Source organism: Haemophilus parainfluenzae, from assembly GCF_036288925.1.
Classification (GTDB): Bacteria; Pseudomonadota; Gammaproteobacteria; order Enterobacterales; family Pasteurellaceae; genus Haemophilus_D.
Genome location: NZ_CP127167.1, coordinates 1,310,215 through 1,333,055 on the forward strand (window position 1 = coordinate 1,310,215; position 22,841 = coordinate 1,333,055).

26 protein-coding genes are annotated in these 22,841 nt (G+C 39.4%); 1 reads left to right on the forward strand and 25 read right to left on the reverse strand.

The window, feature by feature from the left end:
- Positions 1-140: 140 nt before the first annotated feature.
- Positions 141-470, forward strand: coding sequence for a hypothetical protein (locus QQS40_RS06775; RefSeq protein ID WP_005667844.1), 330 nt, complete (start codon positions 141-143; stop codon positions 468-470).
- 55 nt (positions 471-525) lie between these two features.
- Here QQS40_RS06775 and QQS40_RS06780 read toward each other — a convergent pair whose 3' ends face one another.
- From QQS40_RS06780 to QQS40_RS06900, 25 genes are all read right to left on the reverse strand, one after another.
- Positions 526-2,019 carry a conjugal transfer protein TraG N-terminal domain-containing protein gene (locus tag QQS40_RS06780; RefSeq protein WP_011271852.1) on the reverse strand — a complete coding sequence of 498 codons (1,494 nt, stop codon included), beginning with the start codon at positions 2,017-2,019 and terminating at the stop codon, positions 526-528.
- 8 nt (positions 2,020-2,027) lie between these two features.
- Positions 2,028-2,351 (reverse strand): hypothetical protein, encoded by a 324-nt coding sequence (locus tag QQS40_RS06785; protein ID WP_011271851.1) that lies wholly within the window; start codon positions 2,349-2,351, stop codon positions 2,028-2,030.
- 9 nt (positions 2,352-2,360) lie between these two features.
- Entirely contained in the window at positions 2,361-2,804 is a 444-nt protein-coding gene (locus QQS40_RS06790) for a hypothetical protein (RefSeq protein WP_005687593.1), read from the reverse strand.
- Positions 2,776-5,646, reverse strand: coding sequence for a conjugative transfer ATPase (locus QQS40_RS06795; protein WP_011271849.1), 2,871 nt, complete (start codon positions 5,644-5,646; stop codon positions 2,776-2,778). Before QQS40_RS06795 ends, QQS40_RS06790 begins: the two co-directional genes overlap by 29 nt.
- Before the next feature lie 15 nt (positions 5,647-5,661).
- Positions 5,662-6,069 (reverse strand): TIGR03751 family conjugal transfer lipoprotein, encoded by a 408-nt coding sequence (locus QQS40_RS06800; RefSeq protein WP_005653518.1) that lies wholly within the window; start codon positions 6,067-6,069, stop codon positions 5,662-5,664.
- Positions 6,070-6,078: 9 nt separating this feature from the next.
- A complete protein-coding gene (locus tag QQS40_RS06805; RefSeq protein WP_011271847.1) occupies positions 6,079-7,479 on the reverse strand; it encodes a TIGR03752 family integrating conjugative element protein in 1,401 nt (466 codons plus the stop codon).
- A 10-nt stretch (positions 7,480-7,489) separates the two neighbouring features.
- The gene (locus QQS40_RS06810) at positions 7,490-8,359 is read right to left on the reverse strand and encodes a TIGR03749 family integrating conjugative element protein (RefSeq protein WP_011271846.1); all 870 of its coding nucleotides are present in this window, start codon (positions 8,357-8,359) and stop codon (positions 7,490-7,492) included.
- Entirely contained in the window at positions 8,359-9,003 is a 645-nt protein-coding gene (locus QQS40_RS06815; protein WP_047922049.1) for a PFL_4703 family integrating conjugative element protein, read from the reverse strand. The genes QQS40_RS06810 and QQS40_RS06815 overlap by 1 nt, the downstream gene beginning before the upstream one ends.
- Before the next feature lie 11 nt (positions 9,004-9,014).
- Complete coding sequence (locus tag QQS40_RS06820) at positions 9,015-9,386, reverse strand: TIGR03750 family conjugal transfer protein (protein ID WP_011271844.1); 372 nt, start codon at positions 9,384-9,386, stop codon at positions 9,015-9,017.
- A gap of 19 nt (positions 9,387-9,405) precedes the next feature.
- Complete coding sequence (locus QQS40_RS06825) at positions 9,406-9,807, reverse strand: DUF2976 domain-containing protein (protein WP_005653541.1); 402 nt, start codon at positions 9,805-9,807, stop codon at positions 9,406-9,408.
- Between the two features lie 19 nt (positions 9,808-9,826).
- Positions 9,827-10,072: a DUF3262 family protein gene (locus QQS40_RS06830; RefSeq protein WP_005750915.1), complete on the reverse strand. Its 246-nt coding sequence runs from the start codon at positions 10,070-10,072 to the stop codon at positions 9,827-9,829.
- Positions 10,073-10,075: 3 nt separating this feature from the next.
- Positions 10,076-10,396: an integrative conjugative element protein, RAQPRD family gene (locus QQS40_RS06835; RefSeq protein WP_053007201.1), complete on the reverse strand. Its 321-nt coding sequence runs from the start codon at positions 10,394-10,396 to the stop codon at positions 10,076-10,078.
- Positions 10,397-10,556: 160 nt separating this feature from the next.
- Positions 10,557-11,243 (reverse strand): TIGR03747 family integrating conjugative element membrane protein, encoded by a 687-nt coding sequence (locus QQS40_RS06840; protein ID WP_329504506.1) that lies wholly within the window; start codon positions 11,241-11,243, stop codon positions 10,557-10,559.
- A complete protein-coding gene (locus QQS40_RS06845; RefSeq protein ID WP_005687581.1) occupies positions 11,243-11,578 on the reverse strand; it encodes a hypothetical protein in 336 nt (111 codons plus the stop codon). The genes QQS40_RS06840 and QQS40_RS06845 overlap by 1 nt, the downstream gene beginning before the upstream one ends.
- Complete coding sequence (traD, locus tag QQS40_RS06850) at positions 11,562-13,811, reverse strand: type IV conjugative transfer system coupling protein TraD (RefSeq protein ID WP_047922048.1); 2,250 nt, start codon at positions 13,809-13,811, stop codon at positions 11,562-11,564. The genes QQS40_RS06845 and traD overlap by 17 nt, the downstream gene beginning before the upstream one ends.
- On the reverse strand, positions 13,808-14,314 hold the full coding sequence (locus QQS40_RS06855) for an integrating conjugative element protein (protein WP_011271841.1): 507 nt from the start codon (positions 14,312-14,314) through the stop codon (positions 13,808-13,810). Before QQS40_RS06855 ends, traD begins: the two co-directional genes overlap by 4 nt.
- 15 nt (positions 14,315-14,329) lie before the next feature.
- Positions 14,330-15,088: a transglycosylase SLT domain-containing protein gene (locus QQS40_RS06860; protein WP_011271840.1), complete on the reverse strand. Its 759-nt coding sequence runs from the start codon at positions 15,086-15,088 to the stop codon at positions 14,330-14,332.
- A complete protein-coding gene (locus QQS40_RS06865; RefSeq protein WP_012564936.1) occupies positions 15,067-15,807 on the reverse strand; it encodes a TIGR03759 family integrating conjugative element protein in 741 nt (246 codons plus the stop codon). The genes QQS40_RS06860 and QQS40_RS06865 overlap by 22 nt, the downstream gene beginning before the upstream one ends.
- A gap of 3 nt (positions 15,808-15,810) precedes the next feature.
- A complete protein-coding gene (pilL2, locus tag QQS40_RS06870; RefSeq protein WP_012564935.1) occupies positions 15,811-16,440 on the reverse strand; it encodes a PFGI-1 class ICE element type IV pilus protein PilL2 in 630 nt (209 codons plus the stop codon).
- A gap of 98 nt (positions 16,441-16,538) precedes the next feature.
- Positions 16,539-17,303 carry a TraX family protein gene (locus QQS40_RS06875; protein WP_012564934.1) on the reverse strand — a complete coding sequence of 255 codons (765 nt, stop codon included), beginning with the start codon at positions 17,301-17,303 and terminating at the stop codon, positions 16,539-16,541.
- A gap of 57 nt (positions 17,304-17,360) precedes the next feature.
- Positions 17,361-17,957: a hypothetical protein gene (locus QQS40_RS06880; protein ID WP_233781949.1), complete on the reverse strand. Its 597-nt coding sequence runs from the start codon at positions 17,955-17,957 to the stop codon at positions 17,361-17,363.
- Positions 17,958-18,049: 92 nt separating this feature from the next.
- A complete protein-coding gene (locus tag QQS40_RS06885; RefSeq protein ID WP_112064985.1) occupies positions 18,050-18,520 on the reverse strand; it encodes a RadC family protein in 471 nt (156 codons plus the stop codon).
- A 139-nt stretch (positions 18,521-18,659) separates the two neighbouring features.
- The gene (locus QQS40_RS06890; protein ID WP_040975694.1) at positions 18,660-19,301 is read right to left on the reverse strand and encodes a DUF3560 domain-containing protein; all 642 of its coding nucleotides are present in this window, start codon (positions 19,299-19,301) and stop codon (positions 18,660-18,662) included.
- Between the two features lie 114 nt (positions 19,302-19,415).
- Positions 19,416-19,844: an STY4534 family ICE replication protein gene (locus QQS40_RS06895; protein ID WP_011271832.1), complete on the reverse strand. Its 429-nt coding sequence runs from the start codon at positions 19,842-19,844 to the stop codon at positions 19,416-19,418.
- A gap of 885 nt (positions 19,845-20,729) precedes the next feature.
- Entirely contained in the window at positions 20,730-22,775 is a 2,046-nt protein-coding gene (locus QQS40_RS06900; RefSeq protein WP_105872825.1) for a DNA topoisomerase III, read from the reverse strand.
- Positions 22,776-22,841 lie beyond the last annotated feature (66 nt).

Consider the following 22,841-nt stretch of genomic DNA (forward strand, 5'->3'; position numbering starts at 1 on the left):
CTGAGCGTCAGACCCCAATTAGTAAAATTTGCGACGTGGATCGCAAAAATCACATTTTTCCTGCTTAAAACGAGGTTTTAATAAAAGAATAATAAGAGTACAATGAGAGTAAGTCAGAGTATTTTAATAGGAGAGAGAATATGGACGCTCAAAAGTTTGGCCATACTGTCGGACAATTTTTTAAGAAAATTGACCGCACTTTGTCATTTCTCCCAGGAAAGCCTCGTAAAGCTGTTGTGACAGCTGCTGCTCTTGCTGCGAGTCCAATTTTGGCCGGAGTTATAATTTCCAAAACCAAGCCTTCTAAAAACATTGAATATTTAGATGAAGAGCCAGTAAGTGATACATCTTTGTTGTCAGAATTACTTGCAAATGATGATTCATCAGAAGAAGGAAAGTGGGATTATGGTTTTCAGGGGTTTGGCTATTATATTAACGGAGTAAAAGTTTACGGAGATGATGACGATTAATTATTTTCGTAAATAAAAAAGTCCATCTGTCTAACAGATGGACTTTTTTTATACGTTATATTTTTTTACTAATTTTATCTCCAAATTGCCCCCCTGATTTTTGGGATGATTCAGTTCCTTTCGCAATGGCAGCGCTAAGCTCGCCACCCACTCGAATTCCAGCCCAGGTCATTGCTCCAAACCATAAACCAGGTAAAATTATAAATAAACTCCCCATCACAAAGTTAGAAATAATGTCATCTTCTGCATTTTCTAAAAAGTGGATGTTTAGCATATTATGAGATGGAGAACTATACATAATTTCTATTAGGTATGAATCAAGCCATCTTGCTAACTCCCACCAAAATGTGGTTGTAATGAGTGCAAAATATACGAAGCTTAATGTCATTACAGTTTTAATAGCAAAGCCACTTAAAATCGTAATAATTGGAATTAAAATAATTACAGCCATAATCATAAAGGCTTGAACCATTGGTAGGGCTTGTCGCATTGCATCTAGGCCTGGGAATATAGCCAAACTTCCAACAGCCGTTCCTACAGTTGAGGTGAGTCGAGTAACCGCATTCCAAAATCCAGCATCCACGCTACCACCGTAACCTTGATACATTTTCCCTTTTGAAACATCTATGTTTTCAGAGCGTAAAAGTGTTCTCAATAAAGCTTCATCTTGGTTGTCGATAGAGTTAAAGAAATCACTCACCTGGGCAGATAAGTTTTGACGCATATCTGTAAGTAAGCGAGATTTTAATCCAGCTCCACTTTCATCCCACCATTGATCACAACTTGGGAAACCACCTTTTCCCGAATTAGGTAATGCCGCATCTCGATTTGCATCATAAGGGAACGTGCTAATAGGTTGCTGAGCCCTAAAACGAGGGTAGAGCTCGCTGTTATTAATAAGCAATTTACCACCTAACCAGGATGTTTCGCGGATTTGTGCCGGACTCAAGGCAAGTTGGCTTGTTTGTAATTTTTGACGAGCCGGGATATAGCATTGTTGCACAAATTGCTGCACTTCAGTTAATAATGCTGGGTTAGTGATTTTTTGATGTTGCACTTCAAATCTAACCTGACGTAAATCACGCTGGCAAGGCAATACTGCAGTCATACCATAAGTTAGACCTTTATCCACTTTGTGCATCAACATCCACCAAATAGGAATTCGGGCTTGTCTGTCTCCAAATGTTGTCGTAAATGGCGCATAGCCTGATTTATCCGGGGAAGCAGGAACTTTATAGCCACATTGAATAGATGAACGTTCATTGTATTCAAGGTTATTCAATGATACCGGGATAAGAGGGGCTAATGTCAAAACAACGATAAGCATTGCTGGAAGGAGTTCGATTGTGAGCCAGCGGATTAATAAATCCCCTTTCTCACCTTCATCATCCCCTTGTTTAGCTACGTCACGCCAAATTTTAAAGATCATTCCGATAAGCGGAAGAAGCCATAACCCTGTTCCAACAAATAACGCAAAAACTCCGTTATTAAGCAACCAACCAAGTAGAGTCAGGAAATATTCAAGATAACTGTCAACTGAGAATGTCATATTTCCCCCTAAGCTAAAGTAATCTGTGTAATCGCTTCAGCAAAAATTAAAATCATCGCAATTAACCATTTTGCTTTTGCCGGCATAGAAGATGGTTGGCGACGAGAAATGGAATAGACCATCAACATAATCGCACCATATAGTAATAATCGTACTGCAAACCATATCCACTGCGTTTTAATAAACCAAGCACGAATATCAACATTCTGAAGATATTGAGTTGCAAAGATGCCAATTGCAGTAAGGGCTAAAAATAAAAATAAAAGGATAGCAATAAAACGGAGTACATTTTTAAGCCATCCTCTTGATTGTGGCTTTTTACCTTGAGACATCAGGACTCCTTATTCATTACCCACAGTCTTATCCCCAAAAACTGGGGATAAGTCAGCAGGGGATTCCCAAATTGCAGCTAATTTCCAAAGCAAATATTGAATTAACCAATATGCATCAACGTGATCGGTTAATTCCACATTAAGTCTAGCTGGCCAGTTTTCGGAAGAAAACACAGGTAATTGGAAACGCCCGGAGATATTAAATAATAAATGCACTTCACCTTTATCTCCTTTAGCGTGTACTTTCCAACTTGATTGAGTAAATACACGCTGAGGAAATGCGCTTAATTGGCAGTTTGAACCAATTTTTGTCTTAATTTTTGCAATGAAATGCAGCACGTAGGCTTTCACCTCATCAGAGGTAAAAGCAAGTGATTGGATGCGAGGCCCAATGTCAAAAATACGATGAAAAGTCATATTAGGATTAGGCTGCGATTGAGTTAAGTTCGTCATTGACTGCAATCCCCCGTTTTTTGTCTAAGTCTTTAGCAACCATCAATGCCGCATCTAACTCAGTACAGTTATGTTCCATCATTAATTGTTTACGTTGTGCTTTCTCGTGTTTTTCAGTCATCCCTAGTGCTAAGTAAAGACTAGGTGGAACAACACGGAATAAGGCTTCCATATTGGTTGCGAGCACCACACCTTCAGTATATTTCTTATCTGCTTTTTTCGCAGATAACAACATCATTTTCTGAGCTTCGGATAAACGACGGAAACGGTTTACCTGTTCGACTTCATCATTAGAAAGGTTAAGTAATTCCCACCATTCAACCATGCTGAGTAATTTATCAGATTCATCAGGGAAGTCAGCCATATTCTGTGTAGCTAACCATAACCAAATACCCAATTTACGCCACATTTTAGAACCTTTAACCAGGAACTTAGCTAGAAGTGGATTTACGGTAATGATATGCGACTCATCCGTAATGTTCACGATAGGGCGGAAACTGTGTTGATATTTTTCACCTAATGAGTTGATATGGTTAATTAGGGAAATATACGAAATCGCTAATTCAGCTTCATAGCCATCACGTGCAAACATCGCCAAATCGACAAGTGTAATATCAGCTTCAGGCCAAATTTCCCCTTCACGGTTAAAGAATCGACCATTTACCCCAGTGCAGAAAATATCCATTGCTTCGGCCATATCTGCAAGACGAGATGCACGTTCCGGGCGAATATCTTGGCGACGACTTAACTCCTCAAGTGCGGCTTTTACATCCCCGGTTAAAACTTGACGAGGTGGGGTCTCTTGTGAAGTTTTCTCTGCAGCTAATAAAATAGCCTGGCGAATAGCCGAGCGGTCAGCACGGCTCATTTTCTCATCTTCCTTCGCTTCTCCCCCGGTGATCATTAAGCGAGCGGTTAATTCCATTTCCGCAAGTAAGTCTCGTTGTTCCTCGCCTTCATCTTCATTATCGTCATCATCTTGAACTTCAAGATCGATATCCATTTCCAATAAACGATGCGCTTCAGAGAAGAGCGGTAAAGCGATGTTACTACTTGGCTCAAGAGATACCCGGTTAACCGTTAAACCGTAACGCTCCGCATAATCTGAAAACAATCCAAAAGAGTTACCTGCTTCTACAATAAACAAGCGAGGACGGTGCACCGCCATCAGTTGTGCCATTTGTGCGGTTAATGTTGCCGATTTACCTGAACCTGTAGGGCCTAAAATGAGCTTATGCGCATTTTTAGTCCGGTCTTTAGGGTTTAGTGGGTCAAAATCTAATGGGCTTCCACCGCGGTTAAAATAGGTGATTCCTGGGTGTCCCGTTCCGGTCTCACGGCCAAATACAGGTAACATATTCGCAATGTGTTGCACCCAATAATATTTGGTATAAAAACGAGATTTTGCATCTAATTGAGGATTAAAATTCATCGGTAGCCAGCGTAAATAGCTATTAAGAGGCGCAACTTCGTTGCCTTCTTTTACCGGCACTAAATTATTACTGAGTAAAACCGTTCTTAATTCTCTTGAGCGAATGCGTAGCTCTTGATCGTCTTTCCCTCTTACATAGAAAACCATGCCAGCTTGATAAAGCTTGTGTCCGTCTTTTAAATATTCCGTTACTGTGAGGGCATCTTGTTTTAAATAGATAGACTCATAGTTATTACCGACAGCTCGACTACTTAATTTGTCTAAATGCGCCTGTAATTTATCTTGAGGATGAATGACTACAGTGATAGCCATAATGGTTGATTCCGGCAATAAATCAAATAGTGCATTAATATTACGACCTCGAGTGACTTCGCCTGTCATGTGGCCAACATCCGGCTGCTTACGAATATTATCAACTACAATGACTTCGTGAGGTTGCTCATTAAAATACCAATAGCCATTTTTACTTTCCGGTGGCGTAAAAAAGAGATTTTCACTAAAATCTTGGTCTTGTAATGGTAGAGCAGATTCATCCTTAGAGAGTGATAAAAGATCATAGCAAGCTTTATCATCGAGTCCGTTAAAATAGCGTGATGGATTTGGATTAAACCATTCTAATAACCAACGATGAATTTGTGTTTCATTTTGGCGTTCCATGGTTAATCCAGCTGTGATAAAAGCACTTTGAACACGATCACAAGCTGTATTTAATTTCTCGATTGTATCTGTCTCATTATTTCCAGCATAACGATAAATAACCATGCGTGTTTTACGCACTTTTCCAGCCCATGCCGTATTTGTTACCCGGTCATCAACAAAAAGCCCACCTGGTTTACCTACTGCTTTTAAGTGACGCTCCATTTCACCAAGCCACTGTTCTGTAAACTCACTACCGCTCGCTTCAGGTGAAGTGGTTTTAATGTACTGTCTCAGATTCTCAACATAACCGCTTAAATCCTTGTCATCCTGGCAATAGAATTGTACAACGTAAGGGTTGGTATCAAGTTCATCGAAACTATCCTGTAAGGCATCTTTAACCAATGTGCGAACGCGATTAAGATAGTCGCTGCTTCTTCCCTCAGTTCCTATAGGCTTAATATCAAATACCGCACCTGCACTTTTAGCATCATCAAAAAGCATTACGCCTTCTTCTTCCAAATATTCCGCATAAGGAAGATTGGAGATAAAAGAGGGATCTCGCCCATAAAGCATTTTAACATGTTGCTCTCTGGTCATTTTTCTATTACGCATAACAGGAGTGATTTCAATCGTCTCTTCTACGTTATTGGTATCATCCTGCTGTGCTTCTTCCGGTGCAATGGATGTTAGGATAGGTTCCTTTTTAGGTTGAGGCTTATCACCCTTTTTAGCAGGGAAGAAAGCCTCTAACACGTCTTGGAATAATGCCATCGTTTCTTACCTCATCTAGTACATTCTTGTACGCTCACCCGGTTGGGCATATTGCACACGTCCATAAAATGGAATTACTGAAGAATAACCTGGTACAGGCATTTGCTCTGAGGAATCAGTTAAGTGCGGATAAACATACATCACTAAATCAGGGTTTGGTAAACGAGGGAAAAGGTTTTTCACCTCGTTTTCTGCTGTACGGGTATAAGTTTGTTGTTCACGAGATGAAACGTAATTTGGTGCATCAATAAGACGGCCATTCGGTGTCCGATAAGATGTAATATTGCTATCATTACCACCTTTATTCCAAATATCTTTCATTGTTGCATCACCAGTTGGCAATAAATCACCTTGAGAAGTTGAGCAGCCAGTCAAAACACTGCTTGCGGCTAAAATCACGCCCATCATCATTAAAACTTTCATTATTGCTCCTTAATCCAAGTTAGATTGTCTTGAGGCTTGTCCGTATTTCACTTTTCGAGACATGCGGTCATAATCAATATCAATTTGTTTTTCGATGTGTACAGCCACTTCTTTACCCGGTGGAACATATACCGCATCAAACATTTGGCCATAACGCTGACGGAACCAGTCTGCTGTTTCTCTCAAACCGCCACCTAACGCTTGACCAAGAATATACTTACCGTTATTACCCGTTACCGCACCAATTACTGCACCGCCATCAACCACTGTTGTTGATTGAGAAGATGATAAGCCTTGTGCAGCTGCTGAAGCCCCCGTTAAGAAGAAGTTGGTCGTTAGATATTCCGGAGCATTTGTTCTGCGTTCTCCAGGAATGCAAGGCACACCATGTGGATCAGATAACCAGCCAATTTTATCGTCAGAATTGTCTGTTGAAACAATGCGGCCATCGCTAAACACAAAAGTTAAGCTTTTCACATCACCACGAACACAAGATAGCGTCCAGTCACCGCTTGCTGTTCCAGAGACAATTGCGCCTTCAATATCCGGCAGTTCAATGCCATTTGCAATTAAGTTATCTCGACCAATAAGCAATTTAAACGGATAAGGCTCGGTTACCTTATTGTCAATCGGCACACGCCCAACAAGCGCAGTCATAGCAACAGAATTAGTTAAAGTAGAGTTAGCTGCAATTGTGAAAAATGGTGTAGCGGTATTAAATATTGCATTATTACCTGTACTAGATTGCAACCCATCATTAGATTTTCGGATGTCATTCACATTGTTATCGAAGGTTTTGGGAAAACCGATTCCTGCACCATTTACACCAATACCTTGTAGAGCATTCCCTTGTCTGTCTGTAGTTGGCATATCACTAGGGTTCACCCAATTAATTCCCCCTCGAGTTTCAACCTGAGGGCCAGTTGTTGCTCCGTTTATTGGTAGAGGAGCATTGGGATTTGCCTGGGCATTTCCATTCCCTACAACTTGATTACCAGCTTGTACAACCTGATCTTTTAACGCATTAATCTCATTAATTAACGCCCCTGTTTCTGCTTGTACCGCCTGTTGAATTTGATAATCCGTATTGTTTGCTTGATTTTTTAACTGCTCATTCTCTTTTACCAAGCGTTCATTTTGTAAAATCACTTCATCAAATCGCTTATTATGCTCTTTCACTTTACCTATAAGTGTTCTTACCGTATCTTTAGATGTGTCACCCTCAATCCCCATTGCTCGTAATTCTTCCGGTGATAAATCTTTAAAAGAGATATCTAAAGTATCTTCTTTCTTGGTTTCTGCTGTATTTGTTGAACTACTACCGGAGAAAAGAAATCCAGCCATCAGCGTCACGACAAGAGCGGTAATCCCACCAATAACATAGAACGCTTTATTTGCTTTCATTTGCATTGTTCGCTCCTTATTTTGTTTGAGTTGTCACTGTTGTGGTGACTTTTTTCAATTTTTTCGGTTTATATGAATTTGACTGAGGGATAACAGAATGATTAGGTGAACCTTCTGTCACAAGATATAACGTTGTGGTATCTTCAGGTGTATCATGCCCCCCAAGCCAATTATGCTGAAATGTTGCTGCATAGAATCGACCTTGAAGCTCTCGAGGATCTAAATCAATGCGAGATTGCCCCTGGTTTTGCAAGCGAACCGCAGTGACAACATACTCATCAAGTTGCCAGCTGAGTAATGGAGTAGCTCGCACAGGCAATGCAGGTAAGAGCGTTTTAAGCGGTGTAGGAAGGCGATGTGAAACTTGGCGCACACCTTCCAAAGGCTCAACTGAACGTAAAGGCGCATAAAACATTTGTGCGGCATAACGTGTTAATGCAGCTGGAGCGGGGAGTGCCGGACGCGCATTTGGCATTGGTTCGTTATATGCATTTGCATCTTGGCCATAAGCAGTTGTTTGTTTTTCAACTTTATTTTCATAAACAAAGCGAATTGGCTCACTTGCATTGGCAACAGAATGCTTCGCTTGCACATCAAGTAAGATTATTTCTCCAGTTGCAACATCCATAAGCTGCAAGCGTGTTTTTGGGAAATCTGCAGTTGCTTTTAAATAAACCGCACCGCCAGTTGATTGAATGCGAAGCTTGCTATCTAATTCAGGTGGATAACCTACTTTTACATTTTTATCTACGAATAGAATACGTTCTTTTTCGATTTGTAAGTCAATAGGTAACGGTTTGCGCGCCCATTTCATTAACACATCGGCAGATGCCGTCATTGGTGAAAAGATAAAAGCCGCGCTCAGTAACAAAGTGAGTTTTTTCATTATTGGTTATCCCCTTCTCTAAATTCTTTTGCTTCTAAACGTAATGGAATTGAGCTGTAGCAGTTAAATCCCAATCCCCAAGGATTGTTCTGTAAATCTGTTTCCATGCGCACGATATTGACCGGGAAGCGGGTTAAAACACGTTTTACTGGTTCATCTTTGAAATACTCATCTACACTTAAATCAAGATTAACCGTCCAGCTATCGGGGCTATGAACAATCACACTATTATCTTTAAATCCACGTCCCACAATTTCATAAACACCACGTGCACGTTCCCGTAATTCACCGTTAGATAAACGGTCATAGTAGTCTTTCTTCAAAAATTCTTGGCAACTTGGCGTAATAAAGGCTTTATTTCTTTCAATATTTAATTTGTATTCTTCCTCGCCATTCTCCATCCAGCGGTTTAACTGCTGGAAGGTTTGATAAGCAAAGGCATAAACGGTTGATTTTGGCACTTCCCACCAAGGGCGTTGACTTCCCGCACGTAAATCCGGTGGGTTATAAATCATTAACCGACTTGGCGCGGTAAAAATAATGGCACATAGCACCAAACAAATCACAAGCAATGCACCGATAGCAATTCGCCCGGTCATGATTTCGCGATTTTTTTGATGAACAATCCCTTTTAAGTCTTTCATAATAAACTCTCTTATTTTTTAACTCGGCGAATAGACCAAGTGCCTTGACGGGAGATAAAGCGATTCCCCCCTAATATTCCATCTAATTTAACCTCAATCATTCGATTCAAGTAGGCTTCCGGCTTACCTCGTTTAAGGCGCGCAATAATCACTTTGCCAATCACCACAGAAAGAATGCAAAACAACATGGCGAGAGACGGAATTAACAACCAAAAATCAAAGCCTAAGGCAAAACAACAAAGGAGGCCAAGCACTGCACCTAAGATAAATCCCATTGCTGCAGCCAACATAAATTCACTTACAGATAACCCGCCATACACACTCGATTCACGATTTAATCGAGTAGGAAGAAAGGGGATCGTTTGCTCTTTATCACTTGACATCTTGACCTCACAGAGATAATTAAAACAGACCGATAGCCAATTTCACCAACCAGAGGCTGAAGAAAATTAAAATGAAACCAAGAATAAGAGCGATAATAAATGGGCCCCATCCTTTTTTGTCATTTTCGTCAGTCGCTGCGTTATAGGTTTTAATTAATGCTTTAACCACTGTCATGATTGACCATGCTGCAAATAAAATTGCAAACAGGGTTGCCAATGATTTAGCAACAAGATAGATAATTTCCATCGGGTCTTTGGTATTGCTATCTACGCCTGGGATTTTAAAATCAGGGATTTTAGAGGCATTGATACCATTACCACCGCCTGTAGCAAATGCATTTTCAACGGATAACCAAAGTAAAGTTACTACCGCAAGAAAACGACTTGAAACATTCTGAAAGAAGGATTTAATCAACTTCATGAGATGTCCTTATGGTTTATTAAATAAAAAAGCTGACAACACATATAATTAATGCTGCGCCCCATAGAATCAGTTTAAAGAATGACCAAATGTCACCATCATTCACCATGCCTTTGTAGCCATGATTAGTTGACCACATATACGCAAGTAGTAATACGGCAATCAAAATAATGGCCAACATGATTTTCAGTTTTAGCGGATCTAAACCACTTACAGCATAAAAGCTGTCTAACGGTGAAACAGAAGGGAAATTAGCGTTACTCATGTCCTATTGACTCCGAAGATTAAGATAATCTTCTTTTAAGTTACGAATAGCTTTAGGATTTCTAGGAATAGCCCGGGAAGGGTTAATATATTGTTTAATCCCTGCCTGCACAGTAGTAATATCTTGATGCGCTGAAGCGTAATCAAAATATTCTCGACTTTTCGCAGAAACCTTTGCACTTGCAGCTGCTCGCTGTAATGAGAGTTTTGCTGCATCCAACTGTTTAATTGCTTGCGCTAAATGCTCTTGCTCTGTTGCTTGAGCACTTATAGCGCCAAACAATAACCCTATTGCTAGAGATAAACTGAAAATATTTTTAGTCACGGAGAACTCCTTACTTGAAACAGATTCCAAGCAAAGAGTGCCAAAGAAGAGAGGGAAATTTAATGAGAAACTCTTTTTAAATTCAAAACAGTTTTTAGTGATAAAAAAGGGCGCTTATTCTTGGAAAAATAAGCACCCATAATGACAACATAGAGGAATATTAAAGGTATTTTTTAAAGCTCGCTGCCGTTACACAGATGGATAGTCCAAATAGAAATGCAGCTGGCACCAAAATTATATTCGGGTAAATAGAAATTGGGATAGAAAGATACAATACCCATGCCGACAACATAATCGGGCCAATTAATCGACGTGCATGATGATAAAGAAAACTAGACTCTCTGCCCGCACCAAATTTACGACGGTCACGCATCATTAATCCTTCAGTAAAGCCCGCAAATGCGGCTAACAAAAAGAGTGGGGACGTAAAAACAATCACTACAAGTCGAATAACAAAGGTGATAAAAACATAAATCACTGACTCAATATAAGCTCGCCCATAATGATACACCCACAAACCTACGCCACTATGCTCACGAGGGTTGGCTAACCAATCTTTTACACCTATTTTCACAAAAAGCCATTCATGTAATGACAAAATAAGACCTTCAGCCAGCTCTTTTGGAGAATGATAGAAAAGACCTCTCGTTAGACTATCAGAAAGCCATCCAAGCTCAGTTAGCATCATTTTTTGACTGTGTAAATGACCTTCTTCAGGCCATAAAAATGCAATACCTAACCATTCAAGAATAATGCTCAAAATCAGGGAACCCAATAAGGCGGCTAATACCGCATTAATGTAGTAAAAAAGACCCTTTTTCTTTTTTTTGACTTGTTGTTCTGCCATTACTGTAATGTTCCCGCTGGAGATAATTTACAGTGAAAGAAAAGATACCCTTTTACTTCACCGTCTAAAAAAATTTGAATTGCCTGGATGCCATTTTCAGATTTTTTTACATCATTAGCCGTCCAAAGTGAGATGCCTTTATTTGCATACTTTTTCGCAAATTCATGTGTGGTATAACGCTGATTATTCCAATCTTCCAAATAAGGTAAAAAGTAATTAAGTAATTCATCAGCGTTTTCCAACCCACAAGAACAGCTAGTGACTGAATTGAAATCTACGCTCATATCCGGAATATCAAGCAAGTTCATATCCGGCTGATTAATTATCTGTGTCATCAAAATCATCCTCATCTGTATCATCATTCTGATCAATATCTTCATCTTCCATATCTTCAGCAACTGGAGCTTCAACATCCCCGAAAAGCATTTCTTCTCCTGCGTGTGAAGGTGCACGATTTAATGACATTGACTGAAAAGCGGTTGCTATATCTTGACTTGGCGCATAATCAGAAAATGCAGATTGCCACCAATTTGGAGAAATATGGTAGTTTTTGCGCATATAAGCCGTCAATTCTTGAAGTGATTCCGGCATCACATCATCTTTATCAACCGCAGGTAAAGGCATTCTTAATTTATAAAGCGTACTCCCTTCAAGAAGAGCAAATGCCTGTCCTTTTGGTAAATTTGTAATATGTGCTGGCGATAGCATTGGCACCATTTTTTCAGAAATACGTTCACCAGTATTAGACGTAAACGCCTTGCCATCATCCGGATTGCTGTTATCTGTCGTACTTGATGTCACCATGCTTTGATAAATTGTGACATCGTTGAGCTGACGCGTTAAAAACTCTGCAGTGGCCGGCTCTTTTACCCGGAACATTAAAAGTGTATTGAAGTTACCTGTTGTTTGTCCCGTTTTCGCTTTACTTCCAATACGAGCTTCAATATCTGAAAGTGTTTGAGTATAGGCTGTTACCTGCATTCCCGCACCACGACCTTTATTGATCAGTGGAATGAATTCATCCCCCATTAATTCATTAAACTCATCGCAATGAAGGTTGATTTTAGGCGGTTTGCTTTTAGTTTTAAATGCATCTGGCAACCCCTCATCTACGCCAAATTTATAAATATGACCAGCCATTGATACCAAATCAGCAAACATACTATTACCCACAGCTGCAGCGACAGTCGCATCAGATAGCGCGTCTAAACCAACGTAAACAATCCCTCTTTTACGAATAATAGATTCCCAATCAAAGATAGGGCGCTCATCATGAATATCAGTGTAATCAGGCGAGAGAAGCTCTGCAGTTTTACCTGTAGTGAGTTTTTCAAGTAACGGTAAAAGCGATGCCACAATTTTATCAAAATAGGTTTTGTCGTAACGTACCGCACTTGATAATCCTTCAAGTACTGGGTCAAAAATTTTATTCTCTAAAATATATTGGTTAATAACAGCAATAAGCGGTCTATCTTTCATCGAGAACGGTAAATTTTTTACATCTAAGTTAGCCGCAACTGAAGCCAACGTTGGCCATATTTTCTTATCGACGGCATCGAAATGAAGTTTTGCGTAGTCTAAGAAAAGTGCATCAATATTTTGTACAAAACGCGAGATTTGCACATAGTCCGGGCGTTTTCCCATTTCAACCAATGCACGGGAGACAATATTCACAAAACGCCACGCAAACTCTTTAAATGCTGCACTATTTCCAGCTCCACTTAATTGCCCAGAAATACGTCCTGCCACTTCAGAAATTCGACCGAAGCGACCAACTGGGTTATATCGAGCAGAAATTTCCGGATGCCCTAAATGGAATACATAAAATTCATTTTCACGCCCAGCACGTTTTGCTTCTGCATACATTCGTTTTAACATATCCGGGTCGCCTTTCGGATCAAAAAAGACAACCACTTCACGCTCTTCAGGTGTTTTACCTCGATGTATATCTTGTGTAACAAGCACTTCAGCAAAACGAGTTTTCCCTACGCCAGTTGTACCAAATACTAAGGTATGACCGCCACGGTCGCCTAACGGAAGCATAATATCGCGTTCATTCGGCTCCACACCATGCATCACCGGAATGCCGCCAACTGGCGGTAGCGGTCTGACTGGATTTAATGGAGAGTCCATTGAAGTGAGTCTAGATAACCAATTATCATGCACTTTTTCATAATCACGAGCGGCTTTAAACCACTTCCCATTTTTCCAATAAATTTGCCCATTTGCAGAGAAACAGTCATAAAGACGTTGCGTATGCTTTGGCTCCCATTCAAAGCCTCGTCCTAAGAACAAGGCTTTTTTACTTACTGGAATTTGACGACTGGTCAAAGCATAGTGAGGGAGTCTGCGTAAATTTCGGTGATAGCGTACAATTTCCATGCCTTGACGAAAACGCATAACCCCCATACCTGCGAAAGCAGCCCCTAATCCATATCCAATAAGAGGATTTAATGCGAGCGACCAAGGCGCACCGCAACAAACAAAAGCACAAGTACCATGGACGGCAGCTGGAAAAAATTCAACAGGCGGTCTAAGTAAACCTTCTAATACATGTTTTTGACTCATTGCGACAATCCTTCTGAAGTCAATAAAGCAGGGTAGTGAGCAAGATTCAATCTTGAAGCTAAGTCATCCCCTGGCGTTGGCATTAAGGTTAAATCAGGTGCTAATTGGCGTAACTCGCTTAATTCGTTTGTTGTTTTAACGCTTACTACAAGTCCCATTGCACCAATTTTTTTAAGGTAATTATAATTAGCGTGTAGCCAATTTTTAGATAAGTTATCTGTTCCAATAAGAAAAATAGGCAACATTCCAGGAAGATTCATTCTGACTGGTTGTATTTGGCCCGGTGTCATTCTATGTGAGATAACAGGTAAAATATCCGCTTCGGTCAATGTTGAAGGAACGCTATTAGGGTAGGCTTGAACCATTGATTCATCCGGTTGTAATGCTTCATAAAAACGGACTGCACTTTCTCCGCCAAAATCACCAATAACTTTTAATTCAGCTTGCGCCTGAACTACTGCTCCTAAGCAGACCAAAGAGAGGAAAAAGGATTTATACTGCATAATTCTGTTCTCGTATTAATTGGTTGGATTTTGCCAACGAATAGCTTGTTGATTTGTTTGATTTGACGCTGGCTCAACCCAACGCATAGCGGTTTCTGTTGGAGAAACCCAATGTAAATTGGCTGGTAATGGTTTGTTCTCAATTTGATAACGTGGTGATACTGAAGGGCGCTGGAAGTTAGCTATTTGTTTACTGACATTAAAACGCTCACTTTGATAAACAAGAAAGCCTTGTACCGACATTCCTTTTTTCATCCCGTTACGTTTCATATTTAGAATATCTTCACGTGTTGCTCTACCTTGTAGCGCTCGATGTAACCCATCTATACCGATATTATGAGCAAGATATAAATTTTCATGGGATGGTTTTATGCCTCGCTCAAAAAACTGATTAATATGCCATCTAGCTAAAAGTGCGGTTGCTAGAGTGTTAAGTTGATTGTTTTTTCTAGGGTCGAAAGGTGTATCACGATTGTAACGAGTGATTTGAGTCATACCTAAGGCTCGCCCCTCATCTGTTGTGGCAAGCCAATTCCAGGTACCCCGGGTAAATTGCCCCACACCGGTTGCCCCGGTTGGGGAAACATTTCCATACCACCCATCTTCAATTTTTACTAACCCACGTAGCATCGCTTCATCGACCTGGTAGCGATTAGATGCATCTTTAATATAGCCATCAATATCAGTTCCAAAGCCATTAAATGCAACGGAGTGAGTCGCAACTCCAAGACCGATTAAGCTAAATACGATTTTTAATAGACGATTTGTTGCCATTGCCCATCCTGTTGAATTTGGAATGCAGCAGGCATTTTGCCATCTGCATACTGTAACCAGGCTCCATTATCATGATTAAGGGTAATTAATTTTCTATTCACTTTATTTGGGTCGATATTATGTTTTTTCGCCCAATTATAGATTTGCTCATTATTCTTCACGCCAACAAAATAAATATCTATAGGCGTTTTATCATTCACATATTGCAGTACACGATCAGCATTCGCTTCACATTTGTCACAATTTTCTAGGCGAGTAAAATAAATCACCCGTCCAAACCGCTCTGAAATATGAGGTTCAACCTTAAATGGTTGCTCATTTGGATACATTTCAGCAAATACGCGATCATAAGTGCGTTGGAACTGCAGCTCTCGCTCCATGCGGTCGTGCATTTTTTTTGCCAGTAGTCGAGCATAACGCTCTCTTTCCTGCTCATTTCGAGACTCCACACCAAGCGAGGTTAAAGGGTCAAGACCTGGCGACCATATACCACGAGCACCTTGATTAAGCTCTTGGTAGCGTTGCCATTCTTGCTCAGTTAAACCCCACTCCTGAGACTTAGCTAATAACTCTTGTTGATTTAATTTATTTGTCACCAAGTTTTGCTGGTTTAAGGATTGAGTAGCCAGCGTATTCGCTGCTGTGACATCAGCAAATACAGCAGTAGAAAACATCCCTAATATCATCGCCACATAGGATATTTTTTTAACATGATTCATTGCTTATTCCTCGATGATTTCTGTTGTGGTTGTTGTCGTTGTTGTGGTTTCTACTTTCGGCTTTTCCCCTGTAGCACGTTCCGGTACAGCTGGGCGTAATTTAAAACAAACGGTACGAGAAACGTCATTGATAGTAATTTCATAAGCCGGCCCTGCTAACATTTGAAGGGCATCACGTAAAGCCATCGGGCCAAATTGATAATGTACTTTTGGTAATGGACGGGAATAAAGCGTAGAAAGTGTTGGTTCATTCTGACCAAAGCCATGGCAAAGTGAAAGGCCTGTATCTTTTAACGTCGTGCGTAATCCCTGCTCAACGGTTGCCGTTAAGGCTCGTTTCTTTTTACCTAACATGTTGACAGTGACACTTTGGTCTAGAAGGTATTTTTGACCTTCTTCCGGAGAGAAATTAATTAAAGTGTATCGACCTTCACGTAACACTTCTGTACGTTCAGGCTGATAGTCTGTGTAAATATCCGGACGAACAATTCTATCTTCCGGTTGTAAAACTTGATGCTGACCTTGTTGAATATTTGGATTTTCTAGTGCTTGTTGCTCATCGGCTGTTTGTTGTTTATGTGCACAACCTGAAAGCACAACCAATGCAAAAGTGGTTAATAGAATTTTTTTCATGATGAGGCTCCAATTAAGGTATTTAAATAATGCCTTAATATGGATAACTCTCACCTGAATTTGAATAATTTATTCTTCTTGAAGTAAAGATAGAAAAATTAGCTGAGAAAAATATATTTAACGCCAACAATAATTGTTAAGTGCACCGGGTAAAAAAGATAAAAGAAAAGCTTAGGCATTCGAGAGATTGAGAGATTACATTGGCGAAGGCCTTTAGGGTGAAGAATAAATATCATTGTACCGACCACAACAGTTACAACACTGATTGTTTCAACAATAGTTTCCCCGAAATTATCAATAAAACTATGATTGACGAAAAGTGCGAGCAATACACAGGTTGGCATCGTAATAAGACGATATTGAGTATCTTTTGTTTGCAAAAAGAGATAACAACCAATGCAATATAAAAGCCCAGGTAAACCATAATCAGAGAGTGCGGAAAGAATAATAAAAAAGCCCAATCCAAAAAACATGACCCAGCTATTTAAGTCTTGACGGTTTTTATATACCCATATTACCCCGATTACAGATAAAAACTGAAATAGGACATTTAAACGGTCATAATTAGGCTCGAAAAGCGTAAAACTGATTTCAGATAAAAATGCGGTTGCTATCATCCAAGTGAAATAACTTTTAAAGTTCACTTTATCTCGAGATAAATTAAGTGCGATGATAAATCCAAACGCCACGTAGGAAAATCGCCCTATCACCCGACACCAGGATAGAGCAGGGTAAGCATTTGAAAAAGCCACACCAATGTGATCGATAATCATCGTGATAAGAGCTAACCATTTTAAGCATTCAGTTTGAGAAGAGGTTAAATAAGGCATCGTTATACTATTAAAAAGAGTTTTATTTATCATACCCTAAAAAGGAAAAGCCTATCTACTTTATGTAGATAGGCTTTCAAGGTAAATAGATTAATATTCATATCCGAGCATAATCGTTGTAGAGCTACGATCTGCTTCAGTGATGATAAAAACACTTTCCCCATCAATAAAATGCTGGCTCACAATGCGTTTATCCTTCTCTACGGCATGATCGTTTTCAATCCAATCTTCAACGCTGGTAGCACCCCAATCATAACTTAATTGTTTTTCAATTAAGCGATGAATGGTTGGCATTCCCAATAACTGTTTAGCGCAGATAGTACACGAAACATCCCCTAACTTAAGTGGTGTTCTTTTTGATTGACATATATCCCAATCAAAGTGTCCTCTTTGCTCATCTTCACTTTCATCAGAAAAAGAAATCTTAGTTGTTCGATTCCCGTCATCATCTACTGAAGTAGAGAGTTGAATAGTGTCTTTACCATTATCTGCTTGATAGAAATTCATGACAATTTCTGAAAGCGGATGTGGCGGTTTTTCAATCCAATCTTTATTCCCCAGCATGATAATGCAGCCATTTTGATGCCACGAGATGACCTCATTGATCTTTTCGGTAGTTAATTCCGCTAAGATACGACGAGAGACGAAGATTTTTCCAAGTTCTAAAATACGATTTTCCTTACACATAAGTGTTTCTCCTAAATTTTTAAAATGTAAAAAGTAAAGGGGATAACACTGCCATTGAGGGTGTTATCCCCCAATGGGTGAAAGGTTGTTAGCTACATAAGATGATTATCAGTAAAGCAAAAAGACGCAGAACCAGAAACGATAAAGTGATCAAGTAATTTAATATCCATTAATTCACAAGCTTCCTTTAATCTCTTGGTTATATATTTATCAGCATCACTAGGCTCAACATTTCCAGTTGGATGATTGTGCCCAATGATAATTGCTGATGCATTTAGCTTTAATGCCTGTCGAATAATCTCCCGAATCGACACAGAAATTTCTGAAACAGATCCTTGAAACATCACCTCAGATTTAATCAATCTGTGCATTCTATCCAAGAAAAGTACCACGAAATTTTCTCTTTCTTCATTACCTATAATGGTTTGAAAATAGAGTTTAGCTATTGATGGCTCAGTAAATTCCTGTGCACCTTGGTAAAAGGGCTTTTCTTCCATCACTTTAGTTAAAATAACCTGTGCCTGTTCTAAAATAGCTTGTTGTTGCTCGTTTAATTTAAACATTCGATATTCCTTCTAAAATAGGGAATATCGCCCATAAGGGATATATCCCCTATGGGTGAAAGTGCGGTCAAATTAACACACACTTTAATGGTACATGGTTTTAATAGAGTCCACTTTATTTAAAAAGTCTGACTTGCATTTACGCCCAAAGTAATTCGGCTAATTTTACTTTTTTCTCAAGCTCATTGACTGCTTTTTTAGCATAAGTGAGAGAAAAAGCATGTGTTCGCAATTCAGGTTTATCTTTAAGCTCTTGGTGTTTTTCTTTGGCTTTTTCCAATTCAAACTTAAAGAACTCAAGACTTTCCGGCATGGATAAATCAATTTTCCCTGCCATCTGTTCCCAATAAGCGATTTTACCGTCATAACTTTCTGCTTTACGCATTTCTTCAATAGACTTATCCATGCGTCTTGCATTACGTTCAATCAAGGCTCTATGACGTTTTTCGCTATGATGACCGATTTTAATCGGTTCCCCCAAGCGAAGAAATTCACGGCCTTCATTAGCAGCTTCACAATATTGTTCACTGCGTTTTAATGCATTATTAGCTGCGTTTTGATAACGCTCAGCTTTTTGTTCTGCACGAACTTGACTATTCACTCCATCACAACGGGTGAAGGAATAAAAATACGCATCCTCAGAGGTTTTTACGAGATTATGAATCTCCACTTCAGTCTCTTTACCGTATTTACTGGTTAAGATGATAACGTCACCTTTTTGGTGAGCATCCGGACATTTAGCAACAAAAACATTAGGGCAAAATTTAGCGTAAGTATTCATAGGTTTCTCCTCAAATAGAAATAAAAAAGGAGAAACCACCCATAAGGGGAGTTTCCCCTTCAGGGTAAAGAAAAAGCCAACAAATCTTGTTGTTGGCTTTCATCAGTTTATAGGTTAGTCATTCCCTTGCTCATCTTGGCGTTTTGCTTGATATTTCAACTCACCATCAACTTTAATAAAGTTAATACGATAGAGTCGTCCTTTAATCGACACGCCAGTATCACCTTTTTTGTGATATTCGCTATCTTTTGAATAAGTGAATGTGTCATACCACAAATCACTCATTACAAAGGAAACCAAGACTTTTTTCTTAGCTTCAACAGCTTCTTGACAGCGTTTGATTAAATTTACAGTTTCTTCACCGGATACGTTCATATCAAAAAAACGATATTCCGGAGAATCGGAAGAACCTGTAAGAGCAGCAATTCGACAAGCCCAAAATGCATCTCCTTTTTTCGGCTTGATTTCGCGAATATCGCTTAAATAACCAATGCCAGAAGTATGAAGATTGAAATATTTTGGTTGTGCGTTTTGAGTAGACATAATGTTTCTCCTAAGTAGTAAAAAAGCGGAGAAACATCCTTACCCAACACGGGAAAAATGTTTCCCGCCAAGGGTTAAATTGTGATTAAACTAGAATAAGTAATCTTATTTTAGGTTAAGGGTAGTTTAAGGTGGCACACCTACGAATTATTCGTAGATTCTCCTTTCAGTGTGCTGGAAAAAATTTTGGCTATGATTCTACTTGCACTAAGGCAAGGCGTTGCTTCTCAAGAATCATGCAACTTCTTAAAGGCTGTTTTCACAGCACCTTAAAAACTGTTGTTATTAAAATCTAAAGCAAACTGTAAATGTATAAAAAATTAAAAATTCTATTTGGAGATATTTTAGTCAAAAGAAAAGGTCACCCAGTTTCCTGAATGACCTTATAGTTTTTGACTATAGATTGATTAAATAAAAATTAAGTAGGCCAAACTAATTTGATTCATAAAAATACTGATACGTTCGTTACCATATACGGATTTTTACGGCTCGCCTTATCCGATTACTTTGTGGCCATCAATCGGTTATATCTGTGGCATCAAATTGACACAAAGGGCACCCATTGTTTCACCGGTGGGCTCCGGTAAGGAGAAAGTAGCAAGCCATTGCGAATTTTCAAAATGCACTTTGCAATACACTTTAAAAATCCGCAATGGCCAGCGATTTGAAAAGTCGAGAGTAAATTGGGGCGTTACTCCATCATTACTCTGATTAACTAGGTGGCACACCTCACAAGGAGCGTTAATCAATGTGAGAAATTCCTTTCAGCGTGCTGGAATCATTTTTGGCTAGTGTGAATTGATAACCGACAATTCACGAACGGTCTTACGAAGGCTTTAGTATAGCACTATTTTTGAGGGCTCGCCATTCACAGGCGCTTAAATCCTAGTTCAATAAGCTTCGTAAAGATGAAATTTGCTCACTCACACTTTTACTCGACTTTTTCTTTAAATTTTTTGTACTTTTCGTATTCTTCTTGCTATCAATATTTTCAATATGTTGGCAATTTGGATAAGCAGAACACCCAAAAAAAGCCCCATTTTTACCATTTCTTTTAATCATTGGCGCACCGCACTTAGGGCATTTACGAATTTCAATATTCCCCAAACTCATTCCCTTTTTAAGGCAATCAGCCATCAAATGCCGCACAAAGACTTCTTGTTTTTGCATAAACACGTCTAGAGAAAGCGTTCTTTCAGCAATTTGATTGAGCGCTTGCTCCCAAAGTGCGGTTAAACCAGGATCTTTTAACATCTGAGGTAAATTATCAATTAGCGTCATTGCTTCATCTGTCGCTAATAGTGATTTACCTTTCTTTTTCAAGAAACCTTTATCAATCAAACCTTGAATCGTTCCCGCCCGAGTAGCTTCTGTACCAAGCCCTTCTGTTTCTCGTAAGCGTTGTTTTAAACGCTCATCAGTTACAAAGCGAGCTGCATTTTTCATTGCGGTGAGCAATGTACCTTCCGTGAAGTGATTAGGTGGTGATGTTTGTAAGGTTTTTATTTCTGAATCAGAAATCTGACAGATTTGTCCTTGCTTTAACGTCGGCAAGGCTTGAGGTGCGTCATCATCTTCATCAAGTGATTTGCCAAATAGAATTTTCCAACCTGGAGCAATAAGCACATTCCCACGTGCACTTAATATATGTTGACCGCACTTCAAAATAATTTGTGTTTTATCTGTTTCAGAAACAGGTAAGAATTGAGCTAAATAACGACGACGTATGAGATCATAAAGCTTTAATTCTTCATCAGACATTTTGCTAATATCAGCTTTAATCATAGTTGGAATAATGCCATGGTGAGCGGTAATTTTTTTATCATTCCAAACTCGTGATTTTTGATTAAGGTTTAGCATACCTGCAAGGGGTTGTAATCGATTATCGGATTGCAACAAACATTGGATAATTTGAGGCGCTTCTGCAAACTGAGACTCCGGTAAATAACCACAATCTGTTCTAGGATAGGTTGTCGCTTTGTGAGTCTCATAAAGTGATTGAGCTATATCCAATACTCTTTGCGCACCCAGTCCATAAAGGCGGTTAGCTTCTGATTGTAAGTCACTTAATGCAAAGCAAAGTGGGGCATTTTGTCTTTCACGTTTAGTTTCAACTGATTCCACTTTCGCTTGGCCCAATTGACGAATTTGCTGATTTGCTGCTTGTATAACTTGGGCAGACAAACAAAGTCCATCAGGATCACAATATTGCTCCGGAATAACATATTGCGTAGCAAAATGCTGATTTCCATCAGAAAGCATTACTTGCAAAGCAAAATGTTGCTTAGGAATGAAGTTTTTTATCTCACGGTCACGATTAACAACCAGGCTTAATGTTGGAGTTTGTACCCGACCAACACTTAAAGGTTTCCCTTGATACCCTTGTTGTTGAGCTAATAAGGTATAGAGACGAGAGAAATTCATACCAATAAGCCAATCAGCTCGACTACGTGCAAGCCCCGCATAGTAAAGAGGTAGTGTCTCCTCATTATTTTTAAGTGCACCCAAGGCTTTGCGAATACTGGTATCATCTAGTGCGGACAACCAAAGGCGTTTTATTTGCCCTCGAAATCCTGCCAAATCCAGCAATTCTCTTGCTATAGTTTCGCCCTCTCTATCAATATCGGTTGCAATGACAACAAGTTTAGCTTGTTTGATAAGTTTCATGACGACATTGAACTGTTTTTTTGTTTCTTTTTTAGGTGAAAGCCCCCATTTACCCGGGATAATTGGCAAGGTCTCAAATGCCCACTTTTTAAAGGCAGGATCATATTCTTCAGGATTAAATTGCTCTACTAGATGACCAATTCCCCAGGTAACTGTAAGCTGACCGTCAGGTGTTGATAAACAACCCTCACCACGCTTTGTCGCACCTAATACTTTTGCAATATCATTGCCTTGTGATGGTTTTTCACATAAAAATAATTTCATGATGTTTTCTCTCATTGATATTTGAGAGATATTTTCGATGTAATAAGATAAACCACAATTAGGAAT

Bases quoted from the DNA above. Each gene is read 5' to 3' on its own strand.
- QQS40_RS06775 (WP_005667844.1), top strand. From the start codon at position 141: ATGGACGCTCAAAAGTTTGGCCATACTGTCGGACAATTTTTTAAGAAA.
- QQS40_RS06780 (WP_011271852.1), bottom strand. From the start codon at position 2,019: ATGACATTCTCAGTTGACAGTTATCTTGAATATTTCCTGACTCTACTT.
- QQS40_RS06785 (WP_011271851.1), bottom strand. From the start codon at position 2,351: ATGTCTCAAGGTAAAAAGCCACAATCAAGAGGATGGCTTAAAAATGTA.
- QQS40_RS06790 (WP_005687593.1), bottom strand. From the start codon at position 2,804: ATGACGAACTTAACTCAATCGCAGCCTAATCCTAATATGACTTTTCAT.
- QQS40_RS06795 (WP_011271849.1), bottom strand. From the start codon at position 5,646: ATGGCATTATTCCAAGACGTGTTAGAGGCTTTCTTCCCTGCTAAAAAG.
- QQS40_RS06800 (WP_005653518.1), bottom strand. From the start codon at position 6,069: ATGAAAGTTTTAATGATGATGGGCGTGATTTTAGCCGCAAGCAGTGTT.
- QQS40_RS06805 (WP_011271847.1), bottom strand. From the start codon at position 7,479: ATGCAAATGAAAGCAAATAAAGCGTTCTATGTTATTGGTGGGATTACC.
- QQS40_RS06810 (WP_011271846.1), bottom strand. From the start codon at position 8,359: ATGAAAAAACTCACTTTGTTACTGAGCGCGGCTTTTATCTTTTCACCA.
- QQS40_RS06815 (WP_047922049.1), bottom strand. From the start codon at position 9,003: ATGAAAGACTTAAAAGGGATTGTTCATCAAAAAAATCGCGAAATCATG.
- QQS40_RS06820 (WP_011271844.1), bottom strand. From the start codon at position 9,386: ATGTCAAGTGATAAAGAGCAAACGATCCCCTTTCTTCCTACTCGATTA.
- QQS40_RS06825 (WP_005653541.1), bottom strand. From the start codon at position 9,807: ATGAAGTTGATTAAATCCTTCTTTCAGAATGTTTCAAGTCGTTTTCTT.
- QQS40_RS06830 (WP_005750915.1), bottom strand. From the start codon at position 10,072: ATGAGTAACGCTAATTTCCCTTCTGTTTCACCGTTAGACAGCTTTTAT.
- QQS40_RS06840 (WP_329504506.1), bottom strand. From the start codon at position 11,243: ATGGCAGAACAACAAGTCAAAAAAAAGAAAAAGGGTCTTTTTTACTAC.
- QQS40_RS06845 (WP_005687581.1), bottom strand. From the start codon at position 11,578: ATGACACAGATAATTAATCAGCCGGATATGAACTTGCTTGATATTCCG.
- traD (WP_047922048.1), bottom strand. From the start codon at position 13,811: ATGAGTCAAAAACATGTATTAGAAGGTTTACTTAGACCGCCTGTTGAA.
- QQS40_RS06855 (WP_011271841.1), bottom strand. From the start codon at position 14,314: ATGCAGTATAAATCCTTTTTCCTCTCTTTGGTCTGCTTAGGAGCAGTA.
- QQS40_RS06860 (WP_011271840.1), bottom strand. From the start codon at position 15,088: ATGGCAACAAATCGTCTATTAAAAATCGTATTTAGCTTAATCGGTCTT.
- QQS40_RS06865 (WP_012564936.1), bottom strand. From the start codon at position 15,807: ATGAATCATGTTAAAAAAATATCCTATGTGGCGATGATATTAGGGATG.
- pilL2 (WP_012564935.1), bottom strand. From the start codon at position 16,440: ATGAAAAAAATTCTATTAACCACTTTTGCATTGGTTGTGCTTTCAGGT.
- QQS40_RS06875 (WP_012564934.1), bottom strand. From the start codon at position 17,303: ATGATAAATAAAACTCTTTTTAATAGTATAACGATGCCTTATTTAACC.
- QQS40_RS06880 (WP_233781949.1), bottom strand. From the start codon at position 17,957: ATGTGTAAGGAAAATCGTATTTTAGAACTTGGAAAAATCTTCGTCTCT.
- QQS40_RS06885 (WP_112064985.1), bottom strand. From the start codon at position 18,520: ATGTTTAAATTAAACGAGCAACAACAAGCTATTTTAGAACAGGCACAG.
- QQS40_RS06890 (WP_040975694.1), bottom strand. From the start codon at position 19,301: ATGAATACTTACGCTAAATTTTGCCCTAATGTTTTTGTTGCTAAATGT.
- QQS40_RS06895 (WP_011271832.1), bottom strand. From the start codon at position 19,844: ATGTCTACTCAAAACGCACAACCAAAATATTTCAATCTTCATACTTCT.
- QQS40_RS06900 (WP_105872825.1), bottom strand. From the start codon at position 22,775: ATGAAATTATTTTTATGTGAAAAACCATCACAAGGCAATGATATTGCA.